This window comes from Phyllobacterium sp. RCAM01083 (assembly GCF_055685835.1).
The window spans coordinates 390751-417026 of the sequence record NZ_JBVFZN010000005.1 but is presented as its reverse complement, the minus strand read 5'-3'; the positions used below and the strand labels follow the sequence as shown (position 1 = coordinate 417026).

Below are 26276 nucleotides of genomic sequence, written 5' to 3'. Positions count from 1 at the left end.
CCCTGACACCTCCCCGCTGTCCGTGCGGTTTCGGCTATCCGGTCCGGCCGGTCTTCTGACTGAGGTTCACCTGAACCGCGCGCCTTCCGGGTTTCCCCGTGGCAAACTGCGCGGCCCATCCCCTATACAGCGTTGGGCACGTGCCGGATTTGCACCGGCTTCCCGATTCTCCTGCATGCAGGCACCGGACCTGCATTCCATTCGCCACAGATCGGCGAAGGACGCAAGCGTCAGCCGGGATAAATCCATTGCTCCGGCAGGCGCGCATCGATTTTTTCGCCGGAACGGATGATTCCCGGTACTTCAACCCAGACGACGATGCCACGCAGCCGCTTCGACGCCTTGACGAAGTCAAGCGCCGTCGCGGTGTGATCCGCCGTCTGCGCCCGCTCGGCGATGGAACGGCCGGCGACCTTGCACGGCGCGTTCTGCCCGTCGACCTTCAGCGTCACTCCGCCTTCGAAGAACAGCAGCGTGCGCGGCGGCAGCATGGAAAGCGAGGGAATGCCATCGACAACCATGTTGGCACCGATCCATTCGGGTTTGACTTCCGCAAGGCCCATGGCGCTGGCAATCATTGCAAGCTCGTCGGCCGCCAGAACGGAAATATGCCGTTCGTTGCGCATCTCCGTTCCGCGCGGATACCAAGGTTCTCGTCCGCCGGACCGGCGCGTCAGGCCGGCATGATAATCGCCGCGGATGCCTTCAAAGGTGAGATCGAGCGTGTCCGTGGCAGCGGTGACAAAACTGTCTTTCGGCGCCTGGAACAGGCCGCTCACCCGCCCAACAATCTTGCGGGCCGGAAGGATGTCCGTTCTGGTTGCGAAAAGATCTGTCATGACGGCACTCCGGTGAAATCAGCCGCATCTTAGGAAAATTGCTTGTTAAAACCAGCCAATATCACTGATGGAAACGTCAAAATTGGTGATGGGAGGGCGTTGCCGCCCTCCCGGTCGCATCAGCGTGTCAGAGGCTTGTAGCTCGGACGCTTCGGATTGACGCTGTCCGGTCCGAGACGACGGATCTTGTCGTTCTCATAGTCCTGGAAGTTGCCTTCGAACCATTCGACGTGGCTGTCGCCTTCGAAGGCCAGGATGTGCGTCGCCAGCCGGTCGAGGAACATGCGGTCGTGGCTGATGATAACGGCGCAGCCGGCGTATTTTTCCAGCGCGTCTTCCAGAGCCGCCAGCGTTTCGGTGTCAAGATCGTTGGTCGGTTCGTCGAGCAGCAGGACATTGCCGCCGGACTGCAGCATCTTGGCAAGATGCACGCGGTTACGCTGACCGCCGGAGAGATTGCCGACCTTCTGCTGCTGGTCGCCGCCCTTGAAGTTGAACGCCGAGACATAGGCGCGCGAATTCATCTCGTTCTTGCCGATCTTGATGATTTCATTGCCGCCGGAGATTTCTTCCCAGACATTCTTCTCCGCCGCGAGGTGATCGCGGCTCTGGTCGACATAACCGAGATGAACCGTTTCACCGACGCGGATCGAGCCGGAATCCGGCTTTTCCTGTCCGGTGATCATCTTGAACAGCGTGGTCTTACCCGCACCGTTCGGACCGATGATGCCGACAATGCCGCCGGGCGGCAGCTTGAAGGTCAGGTTTTCGATGAGAACGCGGTCGCCGAAGGACTTGGTGAGGTTCTCGGCTTCGATAACCACCTGCCCCAGCCGTTCGCCTGCCGGGATGATGATCTGCGCATCGCCGGGACGCTGCTCATTGGCGGCATCGACCAGCGCGTCATAGGCCTTGATACGGGCTTTCGACTTGGCCTGACGTGCCTTGGGGCTGGCGGAAATCCACTCGCGCTCGCGCTCCAGAGCCTTCTGGCGCGAGTCGTCCTCGCGGCCTTCCTGCTGCATGCGCTTGGCCTTCGCACCGAGATAGGCGGAGTAATTGCCTTCGTAGGGGATGCCGCGGCCGCGGTCGAGCTCGAGAATCCAGCCGGTCACATTGTCGAGGAAGTAGCGATCGTGCGTGATCAGCAGGACGGAGCCGGCATATTCGCGCAGGTGCTTTTCCAGCCAGGCGGTGGTTTCGGCGTCAAGGTGGTTGGTCGGCTCATCGAGGAGCAGAAGATCGGGCTGCGAGAGGAGCAGGCGGCACAGTGCCACACGGCGGCGCTCACCGCCGGACAGCTTTTCCACGCCGGAATCACCGGGCGGGCAGCGCAGCGCTTCCATGGCCATTTCCACCTGGGATTCCAGATCCCAGAGGTTCTTGGCGTCGATGATGTCCTGCAGTTTGGCGCCTTCATCGGCGGTTTCGTCGGAATAGTTCATCATCAGTTCGTTGTAGCGGTCGAGAACGGCCTTCTTGTCCGCGACGCCATCCATGACGTTGCCCATCACGTCCTTGGTGGGATCGAGATAGGGTTCCTGCGCGAGGTAGCCGACCGTGGCACCGTCGGCCAGCCAGGCTTCGCCGGTATATTCCTTGTCCATGCCGGCCATGATCTTGAGGATCGTCGACTTACCCGCACCGTTCGGTCCGAGAATACCGATCTTGGCATCGGGATAGAAGGAAAGATGGATGTTTTCGAGAACCTTCTTGGTTCCGTATGCCTTGTTCAGGCCGGCCATATGGTAAATGAATTGGCGTGCCATAACGCGCGTCACTCCGATGTTCGGGATTTTTGGGACATGAATTTGCGCCGTATGTAGGCGAAAGGGGCGCGGGTGGCAATGCACGCGCTGTTTATTTCGGGATGACCGGGCGTTTTGCAGGATGTTTGCATTCCTGTCGTGCGTGGTTCGACAAGCTCACCATGAGGGAGAGTGAGAATTGCAGGGAGCCATATCCTGCAATGTTTCCGATTAGCATTGCAGCTACCACTTCCCTCATGGTGAGCTTGTCGAACCACGCACAACGGAAATGAAAACCGTCCTCCAAAACGAGCGAAACCGGGTGCGGATATTTCCGTCACCCGGTTTCCCCTCTGGTGCCGCATTTGGGGAGCGTCCTCTTCCCCCCGGAACGGCCATGTAACTGGCAAGTGCCTGGATATCCCGGTCCGGACAATCATCCCCCCGACGCCGCAAATCAGCGTTCTTTCAGCCATGAAAGCCGGGGACGATCGAGAGAAGACACAGGATCCAATCTCTTTCGGAAAGAAGTTTTGCGGCAAGTTTTTGTCGTTTGCAAGAGGTTTTGCAAAATAAAATTGCAGTGCACAGTGCGTGATTATTTATTGTGCAAAAACCCATGGAGATACCCGAATTTACGCAGAATTTATTGTGGATTGACTAATCACGCGCCACCCTTTCAATTGATCGTGGGAGGCATGAATGGGTTTTGCAGACATCGAAACGGTCCGGTCGCCGACGGGTGCAGCGCTTGCCATGCGCTTTTCACCCGCCGCAGGCAGCGGCATAGCCATTGTCCAGATCAGCCACGGCCTTGCCGAACACTGCCTGCGCTATGGCCGTTTTGCCGAACATCTCAACAGGCACGGTTTTCATGTCTATGCCCACGACCATCGCGGCCACGGCTATACCAAAGCCGATGGTGCCCCGCCCGGCCGTTTCGCCGAGCGGGACGGCATGCGCCTGGTGCTCGAAGACAAGGACGCGGTCAACGCCGCGGCCCGCGTCCGCCACCCCGGCCTGCCACTTGTCCTCTTCGGCCACTCCATGGGCGGCCTGATCGGCCTCAATTACGTGCTGGACTATCAGGAAAAGGTCGATGCCGCCGCCATCTGGAACGCCAATTTCTCGGTCGGCCTTGCCGGACGGCTGGCGCAGGGCATCCTGCGGGCCGAACGCATGCTGCTTGGCTCCGATGTGCCGAGCATGCTTCTGCCGAAACTGACCTTTCAGACCTGGGCGCGCGGCATCAGGGATGCCCGCACCCCGTTTGACTGGCTGTCACGCGACCCCGACGAAGTGGACGCCTATATCGCCGATCCCCTGTGCGGCTGGGATGCCTCGGTCGGCATGTGGCGCGATGTCTTCGGCTTCACCTTTGCCGGAGCCGACAACAGCCGCCTTGCCAAGGTACGGCGCACCCTGCCCTTCAATCTCGCCGGCGGGGCGGAAGATCCCGCCACGGCCGGAGGCAGCGCCGTGACGCATCTCGGCAAGCGGATGCAACGGCTCGGCTTCAGCGATGTCACGACCAAAGTTTATGCCGACACCCGCCACGAAGGCTTGAACGAAATCAACCGCGACGTAATCATGCGTGACTTCACCGATTGGGCGGTTCGAGTCGTTCAGCAACAAGCCCCGAAACAAACACTGAATTTGGAGCCACTTTAACAACCATGACTGAAGCTCCCCTCAAAGGCGTGCGTGTCATCGAACTCGCCCGCGTCCTCGCCGGACCATGGGCCGGACAGATTCTGGCCGATCTTGGTGCCGATGTGATCAAGGTGGAGAATCCCGCCGGCGGCGACGAAACCCGTGGGTGGGGCCCGCCCTTCATCACCAGCAAGGAAGGCGAAAACCTCTCTGCCGCCTATTTTCATTCCTGCAACCGCGGCAAGCGCTCGATCACCGTCGATTTCACCTCGCCCGAAGGCCAGGAGACGGTGCGGGCACTCTGCCGCACGGCGGATGTCGTGCTGGAAAACTTCAAGGTCGGCGGCCTGAAGAAATATGGTCTCGACTATGAAACATTGAGTGCCGACAATCCGCGCCTCGTCTACTGCTCCATCACTGGTTTCGGCCAGACCGGCCCCTATGCCAGCCAGGCCGGCTATGATTTCATCATTCAAGGCATGTCCGGGCTGATGTCGGTCACCGGCGAGCCGGACCGCGAGCCGCAGAAAGTCGGCCTTGCCGTCGCCGATGTGTTCACGGGGCTTTACTCGGTCATTGCCATTCAGGCGGCACTGGCCCATGCGGCGAAGACCGGCGAAGGCCAGCTGGTGGATATGGCATTGTTCGACGTGCAGTCCGCCGTCATGGCCAATCAGGCGATGAATTATCTCGCCACCGGCAACAGCCCGAACCGCATGGGCAACGCCCATCCCAACATTTCGCCCTACGAGGTCGTGCCCACCTCCGACGGCCATCTCATTCTTGCCGTCGGCAATGACGGGCAGTTCGCCCGTTTCTGCGCGATCATGGGGCTGGACGGTCTCAGCGCCGATCCGCGCTTTCTCACCAACCGGGCCCGGTTGGAAAACCGGGCCGCACTGACCGCAATCATCCGGGCCGAAACGCAGAAGCGCACACGCGCCGACCTGCTCGCCGCCTGCGCGCAGAATGCCGTGCCTGCCGGGCCGATCAACCGCATCGGCGAGATGTTCGACGATCCGCAGATCGTCTCCCGGCAGTTGCGTCTCGACCTTGACGATGCCCATGGCAGCAGCATCCCCTCGGTGCGCACGCCGATCGTCATGTCGAAGACACCTCTTACCTACAACAGACCCTCGCCACGCCTTGGCGAACACAGTGCAGACATTCTCCAGGAATTGAAGGACGCATCCGATGAAAACCGGCGGTGAATTGATCGTAGAAGCCCTGAAAGCCAATGGCGCGGAACAGCTGTTCTGCGTTCCCGGCGAAAGCTACCTCGCCGTGCTGGACGCGCTGGTGGATGCCGATGTGGGCGTGACCGTCTGCCGGGCCGAAGGCGGTGCGGCGATGATGGCCGAAGCCTGGGGCAAACTGACCGGCAAGCCCGGCATCTGCTTCGTCACCCGCGGCCCCGGCGCAACCAACGCCTCGCCCGGCCTCCACATCGCCATGCAGGATTCGACCCCGCTGATCCTGTTCATCGGCCAGGTGCAGCGCGATGCGCGCGAGCGCGAAGCCTTCCAGGAAGTGGAATACCGCCGCTTCTTTGCCGACACTGCCAAATGGGTAGCCGAAATCGACGATGCCCGCCGTATCCCGGAATTCGTCACCCGCGCCTTCTCCGTCGCCACCTCGGGCCGCCCGGGGCCTGTCGTGCTTGCCCTGCCGGAAGACATGCTGACCGACAAGGTTGAAGCGGTGGCCGCACAGGGCTGGCAGCCGGTCGAGACAGGCCCGTCGCCCGCCAGCATCGAGAAACTCGCCGACCTTTTACAGGGCGCCAAAAAACCGTTCATGATCCTCGGCGGCTCGCGCTGGGACGAAGCGGCCGTGCGCTCCATCACCCGCTTTGCCGAGAAGTGGCACCTGCCGGTCGGCTGTTCCTTCCGCCGCCAGATGCTGTTCGATCATCTGCATCCGAATTATGCCGGCGACGTCGGCATCGGCATCAACCCGGCACTTGCCACGCGCGTCAAGGAGGCTGACGTGCTGCTGCTCGTCGGCGGGCGTTTCGGCGAAATGCCGTCCTCGGGCTATACGCTGATGGACAGCCCCTACCCCAGGCAGACACTGATCCACGTGCATCCCGATGCCGATGAGCTTGGCCGCGTCTATCGCCCCGCTCTTGCCATCAACGCCGCACCGGATGCCTTCGCCGCGGCAGTCGACCATCTGGCGCCGCCCTCGCACATCAACTGGCCCGGCGAGGCGGAGGTTGCACACGCCGCCTACCTCAAGTGGTCGACCCCGCCGCAGACCGGACCCGGCAATGTCGCCATGGGCCCGATCATGACCTATCTGGAAAGCGTGCTGCCGGAAGACGCCATCATGACCAATGGCGCGGGCAATTACGCCACCTGGCTGCACCGTTTCCATCGCTTTCGCCGGTTCGGCACGCAGGCCGCGCCGACATCGGGCTCGATGGGTTACGGCCTTCCCGCCGCTGTCGCGGCGAAACGGCTTTATCCCGAGCGAACCGTGGTCTGCTTTGCCGGTGACGGCTGCTTCCTGATGAATGGTCAGGATTTTGCGACCGCGGTGAAATACGGGTTGCCGATCATCGTGCTCGTCATCAACAACAATATCTACGGTACCATCCGCATGCATCAGGAGCGGGAATATCCCGGCCGTGTGTCGGCAACGGACCTGACCAACCCTGATTTTGCCATGCTGGCCCGCGCCTATGGCGGACATGGAGAGACGGTCGAGAAGACGGCTGATTTCGAAGGTGCATGGCAACGCGCGGTGCAAAGCGGCAAACCGTCGATCATCGAAATCCGGCTCGACCCCGAAGCAATCACGCCGGCGAAAACCTTGACGGACATCCGCAATAAGCGTTGATCATTCCCTGTTGAATGATTTGAGGATGGAAAGGCGGCTCTTTCAGTGTTAAGGAGCGCGCCTGACCAGACAATATGAAAGCCTGCACATTGAGCAATCCGGCAATCACAATCGTAATTCCATGCCGAAACGAGGCCGCAAACCTGGCCTTCCTTCTCGATGAAGTGGATGCAGCCATGGAAGGCCGCAGCTACGAAGTGGTGGTGGTCGATGACGGTTCGACCGATGGAACGGGCGACGCCCTGGCCGAACGCATCCGCGCCGGCAAGCCGCTGCGCCATGTCCGGCATGATAAATCCGCCGGCCAGAGCGCTGCGGTCCGTTCCGGCGTTTTCGCCGCGAGGGGCAAAGTCGTCGTGACGATGGATGGCGATGGCCAGAACGATCCGGCCTATCTGCCCAAGCTTGCCGATGCGCTGATCCAGGCGGGACCTGCCGTGGGTATTGCCGCCGGCCAGCGCCTGAAGCGCACCGACACCAAGCTGAAGCAGATCTCGTCAAAACTCGCCAACAAACTGCGCGGCGCCATCCTGAAGGACAACACGCGCGATTCCGGCTGCGGGTTGAAGGCGGTGCACACCCAGCTTTTTCGCGAACTGCCGTTCTTCGACGGCTGGCACCGCTACCTCCCCGCGCTGGTGATCCGCGAGGGTTACGGCGTCGTGCATGTGGACGTGGTGGACCGCGAACGCCGCCACGGCAAATCCAATTACGGTATTCTCGACCGCGGCCTGCGCGGTATTCTCGATCTTTACGGCGTGTGGTGGCTGAGAAAGCGCCGCAAGACCGTTCCAACCATCACGGAGATCAGCCATGGCTGACGCATTTAGCAATTGGCTGCACTCGGTCTTTGTCGCCCAGTTTGACGCTTGGATTCTTCTCGGCTTTTTCGCACAGGGCTGCTTCACCATGCGCTTCGTCGTACAGTGGATCGCTTCGGAAAAGGCCAAGCGCAGCGTTGTTCCGGTGACGTTCTGGTTCTTCTCGCTGTTCGGCGGTGTTTTGCTCTTCATCTACGCGATCGTGCGCAAGGACCCGGTGTTCATCGCCGGCCAGGGTTTGGGCCTTGTCGTCTACATCCGCAATCTGTGGCTGATCGCCAATGAGAAAAAGGCAATGACGCAGGACAGCTGAGCCGAAGGCACCGCAAGGCACGATCATGACCCATTCTGACCCTGCGTCTGCGGGCACCGCAAAACTCCGCTTCAGCCACTACCTGCTGCTCATTTTTATCTGCCTTGTGTCGTTCGTGCCCGGAATCGCCGCGATTCCGCCGCTCGACCGGGATGAAGCGCGTTATATCCAGGCCACGCACCAGATGGCGGAAACCGGCGATTACGTCGACGTCCGCTTTCAGGATGCCTCGCGCTACAAGAAACCCGTCGGCATCTACTGGCTCCAGAGCGCCGTGCTGAAGGCCACCGGCTATGACCAGACGGCCCCGGTCTGGGTTTACCGGCTCGTCTCGGTCGGCGGCGCAACGCTGGCGGTGCTCGCCACGGCGGCGCTCGGTGCATTCCTGTTCGGCCAGAGCGCCGGGCTGCTCACAGGCATGGCGCTTGCGGCCATTGTCATGCTCGGCTTCGAAGCCCGCGTGGCGAAAACCGATGCCACCCTGCTCGCCACCGTGGTGTTTGCCCAGGGCGCGCTGGCGTGGATATGGATGGCCAGCCGCAACAACACCCCGGCAAAATGGGCGCCCGCCCTTGTCTTCTGGATCGCAACGGCCATAGGCGTCTTGATCAAAGGGCCGATCACGCCCTTCGTCAGCGTGCTCACCGCCGCCGCGCTCTGTCTCTTCTACCGTGAATGGCAATGGCTGAAGCGGCTGAAACCCCTGAGCGGCATCGCCATTCTGCTGGTCATTGTCCTGCCCTGGCTCGTCCTGATCACGCTGAAGAGCGGCGGCGCCTTCTTCAACGAATCCGTCGGCAATGACCTGTTGTCCAAGGTCGGCGACGGGCAGGAAAGCCATGGCGCACCGCCCGGCTATTTCGCTCTGATTTTCGTGCTGTTCCTCTGGCCCTTCGGCGTCATGGCCATACGCGGCGGCCTGCAGGCGCTCGGCCGTTTCCGCACCGATCCGCGTCTCGCCTTCCTGACCGCCTGGTACATTCCCTACTGGCTGGTGACGGAGATGATCCCGACCAAGCTGCCGCACTATATCCTGCCCGCCTATCCCGCACTTCTGCTGATGATGGCCTGGGCTGTGGACAGCGGCATTGCCAGCCAGCCCTATCGCGGGCGCTGGCAGATCTGGCTTGAACGGCTGACGCTGCTGGGTCTGGCCATCGCCACGCTGGCGCTGATGGGCGCAGGCACCGTCCTGCCCTTTGTCATGGCCCACACGCTTCCCATTCCGGGGATCATTGCCTTCTTCACCGCAGCGGCGGCGGGTATCTTTGCCAGCGGCCTCGTGCTCAGGGATAATCTGACGCGTGCCATACAGGTGACCGCAACCTTTGCCATTGCCACGCTGGCTCTACTCACATGGGGCGTGGCTCCGGCCATCACGCCGATCTGGATGAGCCCAGCCATCAACAATGCCTTCAACGCGGCAAAACCCTGTGCGAGCAGCGTGTTGGCATCGGCGGGCTATGCCGAGCCGAGCCTGGTTTTTCTGGCGGGCACAAAGACCATCCTGACCAGTGGTGCGGGCGCGGCAAAGTATCTGCTCGACAATCCCGCCTGCGCGATTTCTGCCGTCGACGAGGGCAGCCGGGCGGAATTTCTGCAAAACCTGCCGCAGGGGGAAAAATCCGTCGTCGTGGCCGGCAGTGTTTCAGGCATCAACTACAGCAAGGGCCGCAAGACAACCATAACGCTGTACAGGGCTGCGCAGTAATCCATCCGATGGCATATCTGCCGTGCGTGGTTCGACAAGCTCACCATGAGGAAAGCTTGCGGGCTGCAATCAAACCACGGTCCTCATGGTGATAAACCACCGCCCTCATGGTGAGCTTGTCGAACCACGCACCACCACGATGCAAATGTTGTTTTAAACGCCCTGCCCCAGGCCCGGGCGGCCGATGGAGTGGTATTCCAGCCCCGTGCCGTCGATGTCCTGCTCGCCATAGACGTTGCGCAGATCGAACAGGAGATTGCCCTTCATCAGGCTGGCAACCTTCTTCAGATCGAGCGCGCGATAGGCGTTCCATTCGGTCAGGAGCACGGTGATTTCGGCACCTTCCACGGCCTCGTAGGCCGACTTGCACCAGACGACGCCCGGCAGCACCGGTTCGGCAGCCGAGCGCGCTTCCGGATCATGCGCGCGCACGGTCAGGCCGGCCTTCTGCAGGGCCGGGATGATATCGAGCGCCGGTGACTCGCGAATATCGTCGGTGTTCGGTTTGAAAGCGATGCCAAGCGCCGCAACGGTTTTTGCGCCGCTTCTGGCAGCTGCGGCGATGACCCGTGCGGCCATGGAGTGCTTGCGCTGCTCGTTGACCGCAACGACCTGCTCGATCAGGGTCTGCGGTGCATTCATCTTGCGCCCGGTCGCCGCATAGGCGCGGGTATCCTTGGGAAAGCAGGAGCCGCCGAAACCGGGCCCCGCATGCAGGAATTTCGAGCCGATGCGGTTGTCCATGCCGATGGCGCGCGCCACGTCCTGCACATTGCCGCCGGTCTTTTCGCACAGGTCAGCCACCTCGTTGATGAACGTGACCTTCATCGCCAGAAAGGCGTTGGCGGCATATTTGATGATCTCGGCATTTTCCAGCGTCGTCACGATCATCGGCGTTTCGCGCAGGTAAAGCGGCCGGTAGACGCGCTTCATGGCATTGGAACCGGGCTCGTCATGCACGCCGACCACAACGCGGTCGGGCCGCAGGAAATCCTCGACGGCCGAGCCCTCGCGCAGGAATTCCGGATTGGATACCATCGAGAACGGCACATCCGGCCGCGCCTTGGCAATATGCGCGCGCACATCGGCATTGGTGCCGACCACAACCGTCGACTTGATCACGATCACCGCGCCCGGCTTCATGGCGGCGGCGATCTCGTCCGCAGCGGCATAGATATATTGCAGGTCGGCTTCCCCGTCGCCGCGACGCGACGGCGTGCCGACGGCGATGAAAATCACATCCGCGTCAGCGACCGTCGATGCCAGCTCCGTCGTAAAGACCAGGCGCCCGTCACGGGCGTTGCGGGTCAGGAGTTCATCCAGACCGGGTTCGTAGATCGTCACTTCCCCGGCCTGCAGGCGCTCGATAATGGCCGGGTTCTTGTCGACGCAGGTGACCTGAAAACCGAATTCGGCAAAGCACACACCAGAAACCAGACCGACATAGCCAGTCCCGATCATCGCAATCTTCATCGCACTATCCCATTCGTGACGTCAATTTCGCGCAGACATGTCGCATATTCGCGCGGCGCTGCCAATTGCGGGTTGCATCCCATTCAAAAAACGCCAGCCACGGGATCGCAGCCAGCGTTTTCGATGTCTTTTATCTAAAGCGTTTCAACGCGGGTTCAAGCCGGTTTCGGCGGGGTGCGCTCCGGTCCCCGGCGCTCGGCCGACGCGGCCCAGAGATTGATGTTCGCATCATTGGCATAAACGTCGATTTCGGCAAGCTCCGCATCGGTAAAATCGAGATTTTCCAGAGACTTGACGCAATCGATGACCTGCTGCGGCTTGCTCGCGCCGATGAGCGCGGTGGTGATCCGGCCGCGCCGCAGCACCCAGGCAAGCGCCATCTGCGCCAGAGTCTGGCCGCGCTTTGCCGCAATCGCGTTCAATGCCCGGATATTGGCAAGGTTCTGTTCGCTGAGGAAGGCCGGATTGAGCGACTTGCCCTGCGCCGCGCGGCTCTCCTCGGGTACACCCTTGAGGTACTTGTCGGTCAGCATGCCCTGCGACAGCGGCGAGAACACGATGGAGCCGATGCCGAGTTCTTCCAGCGTGTCGACGAGACCATCATCCTCGATCCAGCGGTTGATCATGGAATAGCTTGGCTGATGAATGAGGCACGGCGTGCCGAGTTCTTCCAGTATGGCCGCCGCTTCGCGGGTGCGATGCGAGTTGTAGGACGAGATGCCGACATATTGCGCGCGGCCGGAACGGACGATGTGGTCGAGCGCCATCATGGTCTCTTCGAGAGGCGTATCCGGATCGAAGCGGTGCGAATAGAAGATATCGACATAATCGAGACCCAGCCGCTTCAGGCTCTGGTCGCAGCTGGCGATGATATATTTGCGGCTGCCCCACTCCCCGTAAGGGCCGGGCCACATACCGTAACCCGCCTTGGAGGAAATGATCAGCTCATCACGATATCCCTGGAAATCCGTGCGCAGGATTTCGCCGAATGCTTCTTCGGCGGAACCGGGCGGCGGGCCGTAATTGTTGGCGAGATCGAAATGGGTGATGCCGAGATCAAAGGCCTGCCGGCAGATGGCCTGCTTGGTCTGGTGCGGCGTGTCGTGTCCGAAATTGTGCCACAACCCCAGGGAAATCGCCGGCAGCTTGAGGCCGCTCTTGCCGCAGCGATTGTACTTCATCGTGTCGTAGCGTTTGGAGTCCGCAGTCCATTTCATGATCGATCTCTTCCCTGTCGTCTTGCCTCGGCGCCGAGCCGGACGATTCCCGTTTCAGCGCGCCGGACTATGAACGAAAGTCATGGGGATGTCATGACGGGAAATGCGTAAGTCGCTTTGGCAAAATACGTATTCTACGTAAAATACGTATTTTGCACTCCACCCGCATCACGCCTTGATGATCTGGTCGTTGGCATCGAAACGGTAGGTGCGTCCGGCATCCGGCGTCGCATAGAGCACCTGATCGACCTCGTACTGGTGTTCGCCAAAGAGGCGGACCGTCAGCGGACCGAAATCCGTCTGCAGATAGATGATCGTATCAGCGCCCAGATGCTCCACGTGGATGACCGACCCCTTCCAGGTGCCTGATGTATTGCTGACCTGGATGTGCTCCGGGCGAATCCCGACGGTCTTTGCCGCGGGGTCGCCGAGCTTTGCGCCCTCGACGAGGTTCATCTGCGGCGAGCCGATGAAGCCCGCGACGAACAGCGTCTGCGGTGAATTATAGAGTTCCATGGGCGAACCGACCTGCTCGATCCTGCCCTTGTTCATGACGACGATCTTGTCGGCAAGTGTCATGGCTTCCACCTGATCGTGCGTCACGTAGATCATCGTCGCCTTCAGCTGCCGGTGCAGGCGGGCAATCTCCAGCCGCGTGTTGACGCGCAGCGCCGCATCGAGGTTCGACAAGGGTTCGTCGAACAGGAAGAGCTGCGGCTCACGCACGATTGCGCGGCCGATGGCCACGCGCTGGCGTTGGCCGCCGGACAGTTCGGCCGGGCGTCGCTCCAGATAATCATCGAGCGACAGCATGGCCGAAGCGATCTTCGTGCGCTCCTTGATTTCCTCGGCGGGCTTGCCGGCCTGCTTCAGGCCAAGGCCCATATTGTCGCGCACCGACAGGTGCGGATAAAGCGCATAGGTCTGGAACACCATGGCGATGCCGCGTTTTGCCGGCGGCGTATTGTTGACCTTTTTGCCGTCGATCAGGATCTCGCCAGAGGTCGCATCCTCAAGACCGGCGATCACGCGCAGCAAGGTCGACTTCCCGCAGCCGGACGGCCCGACAAAAATCACGAACTCGCCATCCCGCACCTCGAGATCGATGCCTTTCAGCACGTCCACTTGGCCGAAAGACTTGCGAATATTTTCTATCTTCAAAGAACCCAATGTCTTGTTCCCGTCTTCAAACTTTTAATTACAGGTCTACCGGCTTGCCGGTGCGCACGCTTTCATCCGCCGCAAGGCAGACACTGAGCGACCGCACGGCATCCTGCATGTGGCGGCCCAGGTCGAGATCCTCGCGGATGGCTTTGAGAACAAAGGCCTGCTCCAGGTCACAAAGCTCCTGATGGCCGGGTTCGCCCGCCATGTTGAGCAGTTCGTCCGGCTTAGCAAAACGCCCGTCCGCACCTGTCCCGGCCGAATGCAGCCGGATGGTCGATGTCTTGGTGTGCGAGTCGATATCATCCGACTTGGCGTTCTGGTCCATGACGATGGACACACAGCCATTGGGCGAGATCACGTCCTTCACGAAGAAAGCCGTTTCCGAAATCATCGGCCCCCAGCCCGCCTCGTACCAGCCGACGGAATTGTCGTCGAAGAGAACCTGCAGATGACCGTAATTGTACATCTTCGCATCGATCTCGTCGGAAAGCCGCACGCCCATGCCGCGCACCTGAACCGGCGTGGCGTCGGTGATCTGCAGCATCACATCGAGATAATGCACGCCGCAGTCGACGATGGGCGATGTGGTCTGCATCAGCGCCTTGTGGGTTTCCCATGTCGCGCCGCTCGACTGCTGATTGAGGTTCATGCGGAAGACATAGGGGCCGCCAAGCTTGCGGGCTTCCTCAATCAGCCGCACCCATGACGGATGGTGGCGCAGGATGTAACCGATCACCAGCTTGCGGCCATACTGCTTGGCCGCAGCGACCACACGCTGCGCATCGGCGACGGTGGTGGCCAGTGGTTTCTCGACAAAGACGTCGGCACCCGCCGCCATGGCGGCAACGGCATAGTCCGCATGGCTGTCGGAGTAGGTGTTGATCGAAACCAGCTCCGGCTTGAGGTCGGCCAGCGCCTGTTCGAAAGAGGGATGGATCGTGTAGCCCTGCAATTCCCTGGCCAGCGGCACGACGGAGCGGTTGACCAGCCCGACAATCTCGAAGCCGGGATTGTTGTGATAGGCGAGCGCGTGGCTCCGGCCCATATTGCCAAGCCCGGCAACCAGAACCCGCACGGGCTTTTGCGTATTGGCGCTCATTTGACTGCTCCCGATGTAATGCCGCGGATCAGTTGCCGCGAGAACAAGAAGTAAAGGACGAGTACCGGCAGGATGGCGAGGGTCAGCGCCGCCAGAACGGCATTCCAGTTGGTGACGAACTGGCCGATGAATACCTGCGAGCCGAGCGTGACAGTTTTGGTGGCATCGCTTGGCGCCAGGATCAGCGGGAACCACAGATCGTTCCAGATCGGGATCATCGTGAACACGGCGACCGTCGCCATGGCAGGCTTGACCAGCGGCAGCACCAGCCGGAAAAAGATCGAATATTCCGTCAGACCGTCGATGCGGCCGGCATTCTTCAGGTCATCCGACACGGTGCGCATGAATTCGGTGAGAATGAACACGGCGAGCGGCAGACCCTGCGCGGTGTAGACGAGGATCAGCGCGGTCAGGGTGTTGACGAGGCCCGTCGCAACCATGCCCTGCAGAATCGCGACCGTTCCAAGGCGGATCGGGATCATGATGCCGAGGGCGAGATAAAGCCCCATCAGCGAATTGCCGCGGAAGCGGTATTCCGACAGGGCGAAGGCCGCCATGGCGCCGAACAGCAGCACGAAGAAGATCGACACGGAGGTGACGATCAGGCTGTTCTGGAAATACAGGGTGAAATCACCCTGTGTCAGCACCGAGTTGTAACCGACCAGACTGAAGCTGGATGCATTCGGCAGGCCAAGCGGGTTGCGGAAGATCGACGCCCGGTCCTTGAACGAATTGATGATGATCAGGAACACCGGAAACAGCGCGATCAGCGTGTAGATGATCAGGGCGACGTGAACGAAGCCGGAGCGGAGGGGTGATGTACGGGCTTTTGCCATGACGGGACCTTCCTAGAACTGGTACCGGCGCATGCGCCGCTGGATGGCAAAGAGATAGATGCACACACCCGTGAGGATGATCAGGAACATCACCGTGGCAATGGTCGCACCCATGGATTTGTCGCCGATCTGCAGCTGGAAGCCGAAGAAGGTGCGGTACAGCAGCGTTCCCAGAATATCGGTCGACCCGTCGGGGCCGGCAAGCGCGCCCTGCACCGTATAGACAAGGTCGAAGGCGTTGAAATTGCCGACAAAGGTCAGGATGGAAATGATGCCGATGGAGGGCAAGATCAGCGGCAGCTTGATCTTCCAGAACTGGCTCCAGCCGGTAATGCCGTCGCATTCCGCCGCTTCGAGAACTTCTTCGGGAATGCTCAGCATCGATGCGTAGATCAGCATCGTCGGAATGCCGACATTCTGCCAGACCGAGATAAGCGATACGGTGATCAGCGCCGTGTCCGGCCGGCCCAGCCAGGGCGCGAACAGTGATTTCAGGCCGACGAGATCAAGCAGGTAGGGCGATACGCCCCAGATCGGCGACAGGATCAGCTTCCAGATGAAACCGACGATCACGAAGGACAACAGGGTCGGCAGGAACAGCGCCGTGCGGTAAAAGGCGCCAAAGCGCAGCTTCGGCACCGACAACAGCGCAGCCAGGGCGACGCCGATCGGGTTCTGCACCAGCATATGGATCAGGAAGAACACGAAATTGTTGCGCAGCGCGTTCCAGAAACTCGCCGACCAGCGCGGTTCGCCGAACAGGGTCTGGAAATTGCCGAAACCGACAAACACGCTCTGCCCGTCAACCACGTTGAACAGTGACAGGCGTAGCGTTTCGATCAAGGGCAGGATCATGATCGCCGTATAGACGATCACCGCCGGCAGCAGGAACACAAGGATGTGCCAGCGCCGTGCGCGTTTGTCCTGACCGCTGTCAGACTGGGAATAGTCGGCCGTGCTCATTAACTCGCAAACCCCTGCTTATTGATTTGTTGGTCATGGAAAACCGGTCCACGACTGCCGTTCGTCAAACGAATGCAGCGGCAATGATTGCCACTTCTGAGCACGTTTTGTTTGGGCCCAAATACATCGGCCTTGGTTTCGCATAAACAAAATTTGCTCGGAATAAGCGAAATGCCGGAGCGGCGCGAACCGCCCCGGCATTCAATTGCTTACTTCGCAGGCTTGTACCAGCTGTCGAGACCGTCCTGCAGCTTCTTGGCTGCAACTTCGGGCGTATCGGTGCCGTTGATCACATTGGCCGATTCAACCCAGGTTTCGTTTTCCAGGTTCGGCTTGCCGCGCGACAGGATCTGATAGGTCGAACGGATCGTCGGCTTGCACTTTTCGCGCCAGGACACGAATTCCTGCGCCAGCGGGTCCTTCATCTTGACCGGTGTCGACGACAGGCTGAAGAAGCCCGGCAGCGCATTGGCATAGATGTCGGCGAATTCTGGCGAAGCAACCCAGCTGAGGAACTTCTTGGCCGCTTCCGGATTCTTGCTCTTGGCATTCATCGCTGCGCCAAGATCGGCATGGTCGGAGATGTAGCAGGTGTCGCCGGCCTTCTGCACCGGTGGCAGGAACGCGCCCATCTTGAACTGTGCCTGCGTGTTGAACAGCGAGATTTCCCACGAACCGGCGGGATAGATCGCCGCACGGCCGAGCGTGAACAGGTTCTGGCTGTCCGGATAGGTCTGGGCTTCGAAACCGTCGCCGAGATAATCCTTCCACTTGGCAAGCGTCTTGTAAGGCGCAACCCAATCGGCATCGGTAAGCTTCTGCGTACCCTTTATCAGCGCGGTACGGCCTTCTTCACCCTTCCAGTAGTTCGGTCCGATGTTCTGGTAGCCCATGGTTGCGGCTTCCCAGAGATCCTTCGTGCCCATAGCGAGCGGAATGTAGGTGCCGTCCTTCTTGATCTTGTCGAGAGCGGCGAAGAACTCGGCTTCGGTCGTTGGAACTGCAATGCCCAGCTTGTCAAAGGCATCCTTGTTGTAGATGAAGCCGTGAATGACCGATGCCATCGGCACGCAGAACGTGTCGGAACCGTCATCGGTGCTCCATGCTGCCTTGGCTACAGGCGTGAAGTTTTCGATGCCCGGAAGGCTCTTCAGGCTCGACAGGTTGCCGCGCTTGAACTGTTCCAGCGACTTGTCGAACGGACGGCAAGTGATGATGTCACCGGCGCTGCCGGCATCGAAGCGGGCGCCAAGAGCGGCATCATATTCGGTCGGTGGTGTCGGAGCGAACTTGACCTTGATCCCGGGATTCTTCGCTTCAAAGGCCGGAATGAGCTTTTCCTGCCAGATGGCAAGATCGTCCGTACGCCAGCTTTCGATTGTCAGCGTTGTATCGGCGGCATGAGCAAAGCCGGCCGAAGCCAGGATGCTCGTTGCCATGAGCAGTGATTTTAAAGTCGTGCTTCCCATTTTAGTCTCCTGTTGCACCCTTTGAGCAGTGCCGTTAACGAGAGCCGAGGCTCCCTTTCAGTGTCGAAAGCGACGGGCGTAGCCTCTGTTGATTGCTTTCGAGAATGTGTGATGCCTGTTTTGCGTCGGTTGCACCCGCTGCCAGCAGGATTGCGCGCTTTACTGATCCATCGGTTGAAGCCAGATGCTGTTTCGCATCGGCGATGTCGCAGGCGGCGATAGCCGAAACGATGAGAGCGGCGCGTTCGCGCAGCTTTTCGTTGTCGGCAACAAGATTGACCATGTAGCCGTCATGCACGTGGCCCAGATGCACGGCCATGAGCGTGGAGAGAAGATTGAGCGCAATTTTCTGCGCGGTCCCTGCCCCCATGCGTGTCGAACCGGCGACGATTTCCGGCGGTGTTTCCAGCGTGATCGCCACGTCTGCATGCCTGAACAGCGGTACAGCCGGATTGTTGGCAATGGCGATGATCTTCAGCCCGCGCCGCCTGGCTTCATCGATGGCCGCCACCGCATAGGGCGTCGTGCCGCTGGCGGAAATGGCAATCAGGCAATCGCCCTGCCCAAGGCCGGCGCCAGCGATATCGCGGGCGGCCTGCTCGACATCATCTTCATACCCGCCGGCAAGGCGAACAAGACTTTCGACACCACCCGCCAGAAGGATCACCACGCGGTCCGGCGCGATGCCATAGGTGCCGGGCAGTTCGAGTGCATCGGCAAGTGCCATCAGGCCGGAGCTGCCGGCGGCGGCATAGGCGATACGCCCGCCCGCGGCCAGGGTTTCGGCGGCGAGCAGCGCGGCCTCGGCAATGGAATCCGTCGCCCGCGCCACCGAAGCCGCTGCCTCGATCTGCGCCTCGTGCAGCAAACGCAAAACATCGGCTGGCGATCGCTCGTCCAATCCGGATGCCTTGTCGTTGCGTTGCTCGGTACGGGTTACCACCACTCGCCTCTCCTCGTTGCGATAATTAATGCCAAAAAAATACCACTTGTCCAGAGGTTCTTAAAAAAATCATGCACTGTTTTTCATACAAGTTAAATTATTCAATAAAATCAGCATGATGAATAAAAGTGGAAAAAACCTGGAATTAACGCTTGGCTATTGGTATTTTATTGGTATTCTATTTTCGGAGGGCAATGAGTGTGACATATCTCCTGGGAATTGATGGTGGTGGAACAGGCTGCAGGGCAGCCGTGGCCGATATGACAGGCCATGTTCTGGGCATCGGCAAAAGCGGTTCGGCCAACATCATGACCGACATGGAAAACGCGCGCCTGAATATTCTCGGCGCGACAAATGCAGCCTTTGCCGAAGCCGGGATCGACGCCGCAATGATTCCCGCGACCGCGGCGGTTCTTGGGCTCGCTGGCGCCATGGTCGGCGGCAATGGCGAGAAGCTGCGGACGACCCTGCCCTTTCAGCATTCCCTGGTGACATCCGATGGCACGATCGCCCTGCAGGGTGCGCTCGGCGACAATGATGGAACCGTGGTCATCATCGGCACAGGCACCCTGTTCGTCACACGCGAAGGCGATGACATCCGGTTTGCCGGCGGATGGGGCTTCAAGGTGGGTGATCTTGGCGGCGGCGCGCGAATCGGCCGCGATCTCCTGGAAGAGGCCCTGCTGGCCCATGACCGGTTTCACCCTTCGTCACCCCTGACAGAGGCCGTCCTCCAACGCTTTGAAAACAATCCTCACCGGATCGTCGAGTTTGCCCATGCGGCACGCCCCAGCGATTTCGGTACGCTTACGCCGCTGGTTTTTGAGTATGCTGCCCGCAACGATGCCGTGGCACTGGCGATTGTGAACAGGGCGGCGGCACAGATCGAAGAGGGGCTCGACGCCATCATGCCATCCGCGCAGGAACGCCTGTCATTGATCGGCGGACTGGGGCCATTGTTCGAACGGCGTCTTTCGCCCCCCTACCGGGCAAAGCTGCAAAAGCCGCTGCATGACGCGCTGACGGGCGCGGTGCAACTGGCGGTGAAAAACTTCGCGCCGGCGCGCAAGGAGGCCGTGCATGGCTGACGGGTTGATCGATATCCTGCCTTCCCTGAACGACGGTTCCGCCAGCGGCGGCCCGCTCTACGTCAAGCTGCAGCGGCTGATTGAAACGGCTGTCCGCGACGGCATGCTGCAGCCTGGCGATGCCTTGCCGCCCGAACGGGAACTTGCCACCATTGCCGATATTTCGCGTGTCACCGTGCGCAAGGCGGTTCAGGGGCTGGTCAACACCGGCCTGCTCGTGCAGCGGCATGGCTCCGGCACCTTTGTCGCGCCCCGTTCGGAGCGGGTCGAGCAATCGCTGTCGCATCTGACCTCGTTTACCGAGGACATGGCGCGGCGCGGCATGATCGTGCGGTCCACATGGCTCGATCGCGGCATCTATCCGCCCTCGCCGGAAGAAATGGTCACGCTCGGTCTTTCCTCGGGCGAGAAAGTTGCCCGCATCAGCCGCTTGCGCGTTGCCAATGACACGCCCATGGCGATTGAACGCGCCGCCCTGTCCATTCAGGTGCTGCCCAATCCGGAACTGGTCACGCTGTCGCTCTATGCGGTGCTGGCGGAGGGCGGCAATCGCCCGGCCCGCGCCATTCAGCGCATTTCGGCGGCAATCCTGAAGGAGGCCGATGCCAAATTGCTCGAGGTGCCCGCGGGTTCCGCCAGCCTCAACATCGAGCGCATATCCTATCTCGAATCGGGAAAAGTGATCGAATTTACCCGGTCGATCTATCGGGCGGATGCCTATGAATTTGTCGCGGAGCTGAAGCTCGGCGACTCCTCGGAAATTTCAGGAGCAGTACTTTGACCACCAACGGAACTCTCATGCGCGAAGAAATTCGCTCCATCCCCGATGTAACCGCGCGGTTTCTCGACGCTTCCCGCGATACGCTGGCCAATGCCGGAGCAAGACTGCGCGAGAAGAACCCGCCCTTCCTGGCCTCCATTGCCCGCGGTTCATCGGACCATGTGACAGCCTATCTGAAATACGCGACGGAACTGACCGCAGGCATTCCCGTCGCCTCGCTTGGACCGTCCGTCGCCTCGATCTATGGCATCACCCTGAAACTCGAGAGCGCCGCAACGCTCTCCATTTCCCAGTCCGGCAAGAGCCCCGACATTGTCAGCATGACCAAGGCGGCACGCGAAAGCGGCGCGCTGACGCTCGCCATCACCAATGAAATCAATTCCGATCTCGCCTATGCCAGCGATCTCGCCATCGATATCCTGGCGGGACAGGAACGCAGCGTCGCCGCCACCAAGACCTTTGTCAGCTCGGCGGTCGCCGGGCTCGCCATGATCGGCCACTGGACGCAGAACAAAGAACTGCTTGCCGCCATCGATGAACTGCCCAAGGCCCTTGCCGCGGCCATCCGCTGCGACTGGTCGCCGTTCGGCGCCGCCATGAAGGGCGAAAACTCGCTTTTCGTGCTTGGACGCGGACCATCCCTTGCCATTGCCAACGAAGTGGCGCTGAAATTCAAGGAAACCAGCGCCATGCACGCGGAATCCTACAGCGCCGCCGAAGTCATGCACGGACCCAAGGCCATCGTCGGCAAGGATTTCCCAGTGCTGGTGCTTGCAGCGCGCGATGCGGCCGAGGATTCAATCGTGCAGGCTGCCGATCGCCTTGCCGAACAGGAAGCCGCTGTCTTCCTGACCTCGGCGAAGCCGTCGAAAGCCACCGCATTGCCGTTCATCGCGACGTCGCACCCATTGACGGACCCGCTCACTCTGCTGGTATCATTCTATGCTTTCGTGGAAGATTTCGCCCGCAGCCGCGGATTGAATCCAGACGAGCCACCGCATTTGAGAAAAGTGACTGAAACAATATGAGCACTGTCTATGCACTGACCGGCGCCGACATTTTTGACGGCGAAACCTGGCATGCCGGTTCGGCAATTCTCGTCGATGCGGGCGCCATCACCGGTATCGTTGCCCAGGCGGACATCCCTGCGGATGTTCGCCGGGTCGCGCTCAACGGCGGCAAGCTTGTGCCCGGTTTCATCGACGTGCAGGTGAATGGCGGCGGCGGCGTTCTTCTGAACGACGGCCCGAGCGTCGAGGCGATCAGGACCATCTGCCAGGCGCATTTCGCCTTCGGCACGACGGCCCTCCTGCCAACCCTGATCACCGACACCCCCGCCATCACCAATGCGGCGATTGCCGCCGGCAAGGCGGCGGCGCTGGAAAAAGTCACCGGATTTATCGGCCTGCATCTCGAAGGGCCGCACCTTTCCGTCTCGCACAAGGGCACGCACGATCCCGCGCTTATCCGCCCGATGGAGGACAGCGATCTCGTGGCGATCGTGGAAGCCGTGCAGGCACTGCCGGTACTGCTCACCACCGTCGCCCCGGAGACCGTTCCCGTCGACAAGATCAAGGCCATGGTCGATGCGGGCGTCATCGTCAGCATCGGCCACAGCGGCGCAACTTATGAAATGGCGGTCGCGGCCAAGGACGCCGGCGCGTCCATGGCAACCCATCTTTTCAATGCCATGAGCCAGCTCGGGAACCGCAGCCCCGGCGTTGTCGGCGCCATCCTTGAAACCGGCGAACTGTCGGCAGGGCTGATTGCCGACGGTTTCCACGTCAGCAAGGCCTCGATGGCGATTGCCCTGCGTGCCAAGCAGGGTCCGGCCAGGATTTTTCTCGTGACCGACGCCATGTCGACCATCGGCACGGATATCACCACCTTCACGCTGAACGGACGGACGATCCGGCGGCATGACGGCCGCCTGACGCTCGAAGACGGCACGTTGGCGGGAGCCGATCTCGACATGATTTCGGCAGTCCGCTTCGTCCATCGCGAGCTTGGGCTGGACCTGGAGGAAGCCCTGCGGATGGCCTCGCTCTATCCCGCCGAGAGCATCCGGATCGATCATCGCTACGGGCGCATCGGCACCGGATATGTCGCCAATATCGTGCATCTCGATGATGCGCTTGAGGTCGATCACGTCTGGATCGACGGCGATCTGCATTACGCCCGAAACCCGAGTTGACGACTTTCTCCGATTGTCCATACTGCCATCCCTAGTGGAACGAATTTGACATTCGGACCACCGGACAATCGGAGAAATGAAATGGCTGGGGATGCGCTTGTCGTCATCGATGTGCAGAACGATTTTTGCCCGGGCGGTACACTGGCCGTGGATGGCGGAAGCGAAATCGTCCCGATCATCAACAAACTGATCATCCGGTTCGATCACGTCATCCTGACGCAGGACTGGCACCCGGCCGGCCATTCGAGCTTCGCTTTCTCCCATCCCGGCAAGGCGCCCTTCGACACGGTGAAAATGCCCTACGGCGACCAGACGCTGTGGCCGGACCATTGCATTCAGGGCACGCCGGGCGCCGATTTCCATGCGGATCTGCAGTGGACCAAGGCCGAACTGATCATCCGCAAGGGCTTCCGTCCCCACATCGACAGCTACTCGGCGTTTTTCGAGAACGACCGCAAGACCCCGACCGGCCTTGCCGGCTACCTGCGCGAGCGCGGCATCACCAATGTGACCTTTGTCGGGCTGGCAACGGACTATTGCGTCGCCTACTCCGCGCTGGATGCGGTGGCGCACGGTTTTACCGCCGATGTGCTGCTCGATGCCTGCCGCGCCATCGACATGGGCGGCTCACTGGCCGCCATGGTCACGAATATGCGCAAGGCCGGCGTCACCCTCATCTGACCGGCACAAAAGTGAACAGCTGAGCATTTTTTCCACAGGCGTTAACCCAGACATTCGACCAAAGTCATAAAACTGTTGTTTCTCTGTCACATAATGAGGATAGTGCCCATAAGCGCATCCAATAAGCGTGTTCCTAACGACGCCTCATTATGGGAGACATACATGACATTTCGCGGCACTTCGCTCAGCCTTGCGCTTGGACTTATCCTCGCATCGTCCACCTCATCCTTTGCCGTCACCGAAATCAGCTGGTGGCACGCCATGACTGGTGCCAACAACGAGGTTGTTGAAACCCTGTCGAAGGAATTCAACGAAAGCCAGAGCGACTACAAGGTCGTTCCAGTGTTCAAGGGGACCTATCCGGAAACGTTGAACGCCGGCATTGCCGCGTTCCGTGCCAAGCAGGCCCCGCATATCATGCAGGTATTCGACGCCGGAACCGGCGTCATGATGGGCGCCGAGGGCGCCATCAAACCGGTGGCCGACATTCTCTCGATGGGCGGCGCAAAGTTCGACAAGAGCCTCTATCTGCCGGGCATCGTCGCCTATTATTCCAAGCCGGACGGCACGATGCTGTCCTTCCCCTACAACAGCTCCTCGCCGATCCTTTACTACAACAAGGATATCTTCAAGAAGGCCGGGCTGGATGAAAACAACCCGCCAAAAACCTGGCCGGAAGTCTGGGATGCAGCCAAGAAGATCAAGACCAGCGGCGCTGCCAAATGCGGCTATACCTCGACATGGCTGACATGGATCCACACGGAAAACTTTGCCGCCTGGAACAATGTCTCCTACGGCACCAATGAAAACGGCATTGCCGGAACCGATGTCGAACTGAAGATCAACGCGCCGATCTATGTCAAACATTTCCAGGAACTGGCCGACCTCGCCAAGGATGGCACCTTCCGTTACGGCGGGCGCACATCCGAAGCCAAGCCGCTGTTCCTGTCGGGCGAATGCGGCATCTTCACCGAATCCTCCGGCGGCCTGGGCGATGTGGTCAAGTCGGGCATGAACTACGGCACCGGCCAGCTTCCCTATGACCCCGATGCCAAGGGTGCACCGCAGAACACGACACCGGGCGGCGCCAGCCTCTGGGTGTTCGCCGGCAAGTCCGACGCGGAATACAAGGGCGTTGCCGCCTTCTTCACCTTCCTGTCGCGCACCGACATCCAGGCCCGCCTGCACCAGGTATCCGGCTATCTGCCGGTGACCCTTGCCGCCTATGAGGACACCAAGAAGTCCGGTTTCTACGACAAGAACCCCGCCCGCGAAATTCCGATCAAGCAGATGATGGGCAAGGCGCCGACGGAAAACTCCAAGGGCGTCCGCCTGCCGAACCTGCCGCAGGTGCGTGATATCGAGAACGAAGAGTTCGAGAACATGCTCTCCGGCAAGCAGACCGCCCAGCAGGCGCTCGACAATGCCGTCAAGCGCGGCAATGCAGCCATCAAACAGGCGAACGGCCAGTAAGAGCCGGTTCATGAACGCCCCGTCCGCATGTCTTGCGGACGGGGCTCTTTTCAAGAGGGGCAATCATGGCATCGTCAACGCGTGTCACTTTTCCGAACAAGGTCCTGCCATATCTGCTGCTGGCGCCGCAGCTTGCCATCACGATTGTCTTTTTCTACTGGCCCGCGTCCCAGGCCATCCGCCAGTCGGTGCTGCGCGAGGATCCGTTCGGCCTGTCGACACAGTTCGTCGGCCTCGGCAATTTCAAGCGCATCCTGAGTGACCCCAACTACCTGAACTCGCTGCAGGTCACGGTCATCTTCTCCATCGCCACGGCAGTCATTGCCATGGGCTTCGCGCTGCTGTTTGCCGTCATGGCCGACAAGGTCATTCGCGGCAAAGGTGTCTACCGCACCCTGATGATCTGGCCCTACGCCGTGGCCCCGGCCATTGCCGGCATGCTCTGGCTGTTCCTGTTCAATCCCTCGATGGGCACATTCGCCTATATGATCCGCTCCGCTGGCTACAATTGGGACCCGCTGCTCAACAGCAACCAGGCCATGCTGCTGGTGGTTGCCGCCGCCGCGTGGAAGCAGATCAGCTACAATTTCCTGTTCTTCGTTGCCGGGCTGCAGTCCATTCCCAAATCGTTGATCGAAGCCGCCGCCATTGACGGCGCCGGCGAAACCAAGCGCTTCTGGACCATCGTTTTCCCGCTGCTTGCCCCGACGACGTTCTTCCTGCTGGTCGTCAACACCGTCTACGCCTTCTTCGACACGTTCGGCATCATTCATGCCGTCACCGGCGGCGGCCCCGGCAAGGCGACGGAGACACTGGTCTACAAGGTTTACAATGACGGCTTCGTCAACCTGATCCTTGGCGACTCCGCGGCGCAATCGGTGATCCTGATGGTCATCGTCATCGGCCTGACGGCGATCCAGTTCCGTTATGTCGAGCGCAAAGTGCATTACGGCTGAGGAGCGC

General features: G+C 60.5%; 23 protein-coding genes and 1 riboswitch. Of the genes, 13 read left to right on the top strand and 10 right to left on the bottom strand.

The genetic code is table 11. From position 1 onward, the window contains the following. Positions 1-28 precede the first annotated feature (28 nt). Positions 29-204: riboswitch (cobalamin riboswitch) on the bottom strand. 26 nt (positions 205-230) lie between these two features. Then, positions 231-839, bottom strand: a complete 609-nt coding sequence (locus ACZ25R_RS08695; protein ID WP_472460731.1) for an MOSC domain-containing protein — start codon at positions 837-839, stop codon at positions 231-233. Between the two features lie 119 nt (positions 840-958). After that, entirely contained in the window at positions 959-2608 is a 1650-nt protein-coding gene (ettA, locus tag ACZ25R_RS08690; protein ID WP_346306675.1) for an energy-dependent translational throttle protein EttA, read from the bottom strand. A 681-nt stretch (positions 2609-3289) separates the two neighbouring features. On the opposite strand from ettA, the gene ACZ25R_RS08685 reads away from it, so the two are divergent. From ACZ25R_RS08685 to ACZ25R_RS08660, 6 genes are all read left to right on the top strand, one after another. Continuing rightward, positions 3290-4258: an alpha/beta fold hydrolase gene (locus tag ACZ25R_RS08685; protein WP_472460730.1), complete on the top strand. Its 969-nt coding sequence runs from the start codon at positions 3290-3292 to the stop codon at positions 4256-4258. A 5-nt stretch (positions 4259-4263) separates the two neighbouring features. Beyond that, entirely contained in the window at positions 4264-5451 is a 1188-nt protein-coding gene (locus ACZ25R_RS08680) for a CaiB/BaiF CoA transferase family protein (protein WP_464661252.1), read from the top strand. Beyond that, on the top strand, positions 5435-7084 hold the full coding sequence (locus tag ACZ25R_RS08675) for a thiamine pyrophosphate-binding protein (protein WP_472460729.1): 1650 nt from the start codon (positions 5435-5437) through the stop codon (positions 7082-7084). Before ACZ25R_RS08680 ends, ACZ25R_RS08675 begins: the two co-directional genes overlap by 17 nt. Before the next feature lie 74 nt (positions 7085-7158). Beyond that, complete coding sequence (locus ACZ25R_RS08670; protein ID WP_374042744.1) at positions 7159-7905, top strand: glycosyltransferase family 2 protein; 747 nt, start codon at positions 7159-7161, stop codon at positions 7903-7905. Beyond that, complete coding sequence (locus ACZ25R_RS08665; protein WP_223612700.1) at positions 7898-8218, top strand: lipid-A-disaccharide synthase N-terminal domain-containing protein; 321 nt, start codon at positions 7898-7900, stop codon at positions 8216-8218. The genes ACZ25R_RS08670 and ACZ25R_RS08665 overlap by 8 nt, the downstream gene beginning before the upstream one ends. A 25-nt stretch (positions 8219-8243) precedes the next feature. Then, positions 8244-9929: an ArnT family glycosyltransferase gene (locus ACZ25R_RS08660; RefSeq protein WP_472460728.1), complete on the top strand. Its 1686-nt coding sequence runs from the start codon at positions 8244-8246 to the stop codon at positions 9927-9929. 153 nt (positions 9930-10082) lie between these two features. Here the strand turns inward: ACZ25R_RS08660 and ACZ25R_RS08655 are convergent, their stop codons facing one another. The 8 genes from ACZ25R_RS08655 to ACZ25R_RS08620 all read right to left on the bottom strand — a co-directional run bounded on the left by ACZ25R_RS08655 (position 10083) and on the right by ACZ25R_RS08620 (position 19099). Next, positions 10083-11402: a UDP-glucose dehydrogenase family protein gene (locus ACZ25R_RS08655; protein WP_472460727.1), complete on the bottom strand. Its 1320-nt coding sequence runs from the start codon at positions 11400-11402 to the stop codon at positions 10083-10085. 155 nt (positions 11403-11557) lie between these two features. Further along, positions 11558-12619, bottom strand: a complete 1062-nt coding sequence (gene mgrA / locus ACZ25R_RS08650; protein WP_472460726.1) for an L-glyceraldehyde 3-phosphate reductase — start codon at positions 12617-12619, stop codon at positions 11558-11560. A 168-nt stretch (positions 12620-12787) separates the two neighbouring features. Beyond that, positions 12788-13789, bottom strand: a complete 1002-nt coding sequence (locus ACZ25R_RS08645) for an ABC transporter ATP-binding protein (RefSeq protein ID WP_346305241.1) — start codon at positions 13787-13789, stop codon at positions 12788-12790. 28 nt (positions 13790-13817) lie between these two features. After that, a complete protein-coding gene (locus tag ACZ25R_RS08640) occupies positions 13818-14885 on the bottom strand; it encodes a Gfo/Idh/MocA family protein (protein ID WP_472460725.1) in 1068 nt (355 codons plus the stop codon). Next, positions 14882-15721: a carbohydrate ABC transporter permease gene (locus ACZ25R_RS08635; RefSeq protein WP_223612694.1), complete on the bottom strand. Its 840-nt coding sequence runs from the start codon at positions 15719-15721 to the stop codon at positions 14882-14884. Before ACZ25R_RS08635 ends, ACZ25R_RS08640 begins: the two co-directional genes overlap by 4 nt. A 12-nt stretch (positions 15722-15733) precedes the next feature. Continuing rightward, the gene (locus ACZ25R_RS08630; RefSeq protein WP_223612693.1) at positions 15734-16684 is read right to left on the bottom strand and encodes a carbohydrate ABC transporter permease; all 951 of its coding nucleotides are present in this window, start codon (positions 16682-16684) and stop codon (positions 15734-15736) included. Positions 16685-16893: 209 nt separating this feature from the next. Then, positions 16894-18153 carry an ABC transporter substrate-binding protein gene (locus ACZ25R_RS08625; protein WP_472460724.1) on the bottom strand — a complete coding sequence of 420 codons (1260 nt, stop codon included), beginning with the start codon at positions 18151-18153 and terminating at the stop codon, positions 16894-16896. 34 nt (positions 18154-18187) lie between these two features. After that, positions 18188-19099 (bottom strand): N-acetylmuramic acid 6-phosphate etherase, encoded by a 912-nt coding sequence (locus tag ACZ25R_RS08620; protein ID WP_472460723.1) that lies wholly within the window; start codon positions 19097-19099, stop codon positions 18188-18190. A gap of 191 nt (positions 19100-19290) precedes the next feature. On the opposite strand from ACZ25R_RS08620, the gene ACZ25R_RS08615 reads away from it, so the two are divergent. The 7 genes from ACZ25R_RS08615 (at position 19291) to ugpA (ending at position 26269) form a co-directional block, all read left to right on the top strand. Next, the gene (locus tag ACZ25R_RS08615; RefSeq protein ID WP_472460722.1) at positions 19291-20184 is read left to right on the top strand and encodes a glucosamine kinase nucleotide-binding domain-containing protein; all 894 of its coding nucleotides are present in this window, start codon (positions 19291-19293) and stop codon (positions 20182-20184) included. Then, positions 20177-20965, top strand: a complete 789-nt coding sequence (locus ACZ25R_RS08610; RefSeq protein ID WP_223612690.1) for a GntR family transcriptional regulator — start codon at positions 20177-20179, stop codon at positions 20963-20965. Before ACZ25R_RS08615 ends, ACZ25R_RS08610 begins: the two co-directional genes overlap by 8 nt. A 17-nt stretch (positions 20966-20982) precedes the next feature. Next, positions 20983-21993, top strand: a complete 1011-nt coding sequence (locus ACZ25R_RS08605; protein ID WP_223612689.1) for an SIS domain-containing protein — start codon at positions 20983-20985, stop codon at positions 21991-21993. Then, the gene (nagA, locus tag ACZ25R_RS08600) at positions 21990-23159 is read left to right on the top strand and encodes an N-acetylglucosamine-6-phosphate deacetylase (protein WP_472460721.1); all 1170 of its coding nucleotides are present in this window, start codon (positions 21990-21992) and stop codon (positions 23157-23159) included. Before ACZ25R_RS08605 ends, nagA begins: the two co-directional genes overlap by 4 nt. A gap of 81 nt (positions 23160-23240) precedes the next feature. Further along, positions 23241-23840 carry a bifunctional nicotinamidase/pyrazinamidase gene (gene pncA, locus ACZ25R_RS08595; RefSeq protein WP_472460720.1) on the top strand — a complete coding sequence of 200 codons (600 nt, stop codon included), beginning with the start codon at positions 23241-23243 and terminating at the stop codon, positions 23838-23840. Positions 23841-24002: 162 nt separating this feature from the next. Continuing rightward, positions 24003-25313 carry a sn-glycerol-3-phosphate ABC transporter substrate-binding protein UgpB gene (gene ugpB, locus ACZ25R_RS08590; protein WP_403177107.1) on the top strand — a complete coding sequence of 437 codons (1311 nt, stop codon included), beginning with the start codon at positions 24003-24005 and terminating at the stop codon, positions 25311-25313. Positions 25314-25378: 65 nt separating this feature from the next. Next, the gene (gene ugpA / locus ACZ25R_RS08585; protein ID WP_464661262.1) at positions 25379-26269 is read left to right on the top strand and encodes a sn-glycerol-3-phosphate ABC transporter permease UgpA; all 891 of its coding nucleotides are present in this window, start codon (positions 25379-25381) and stop codon (positions 26267-26269) included. The last annotated feature ends 7 nt before the right edge of the window (positions 26270-26276 follow it).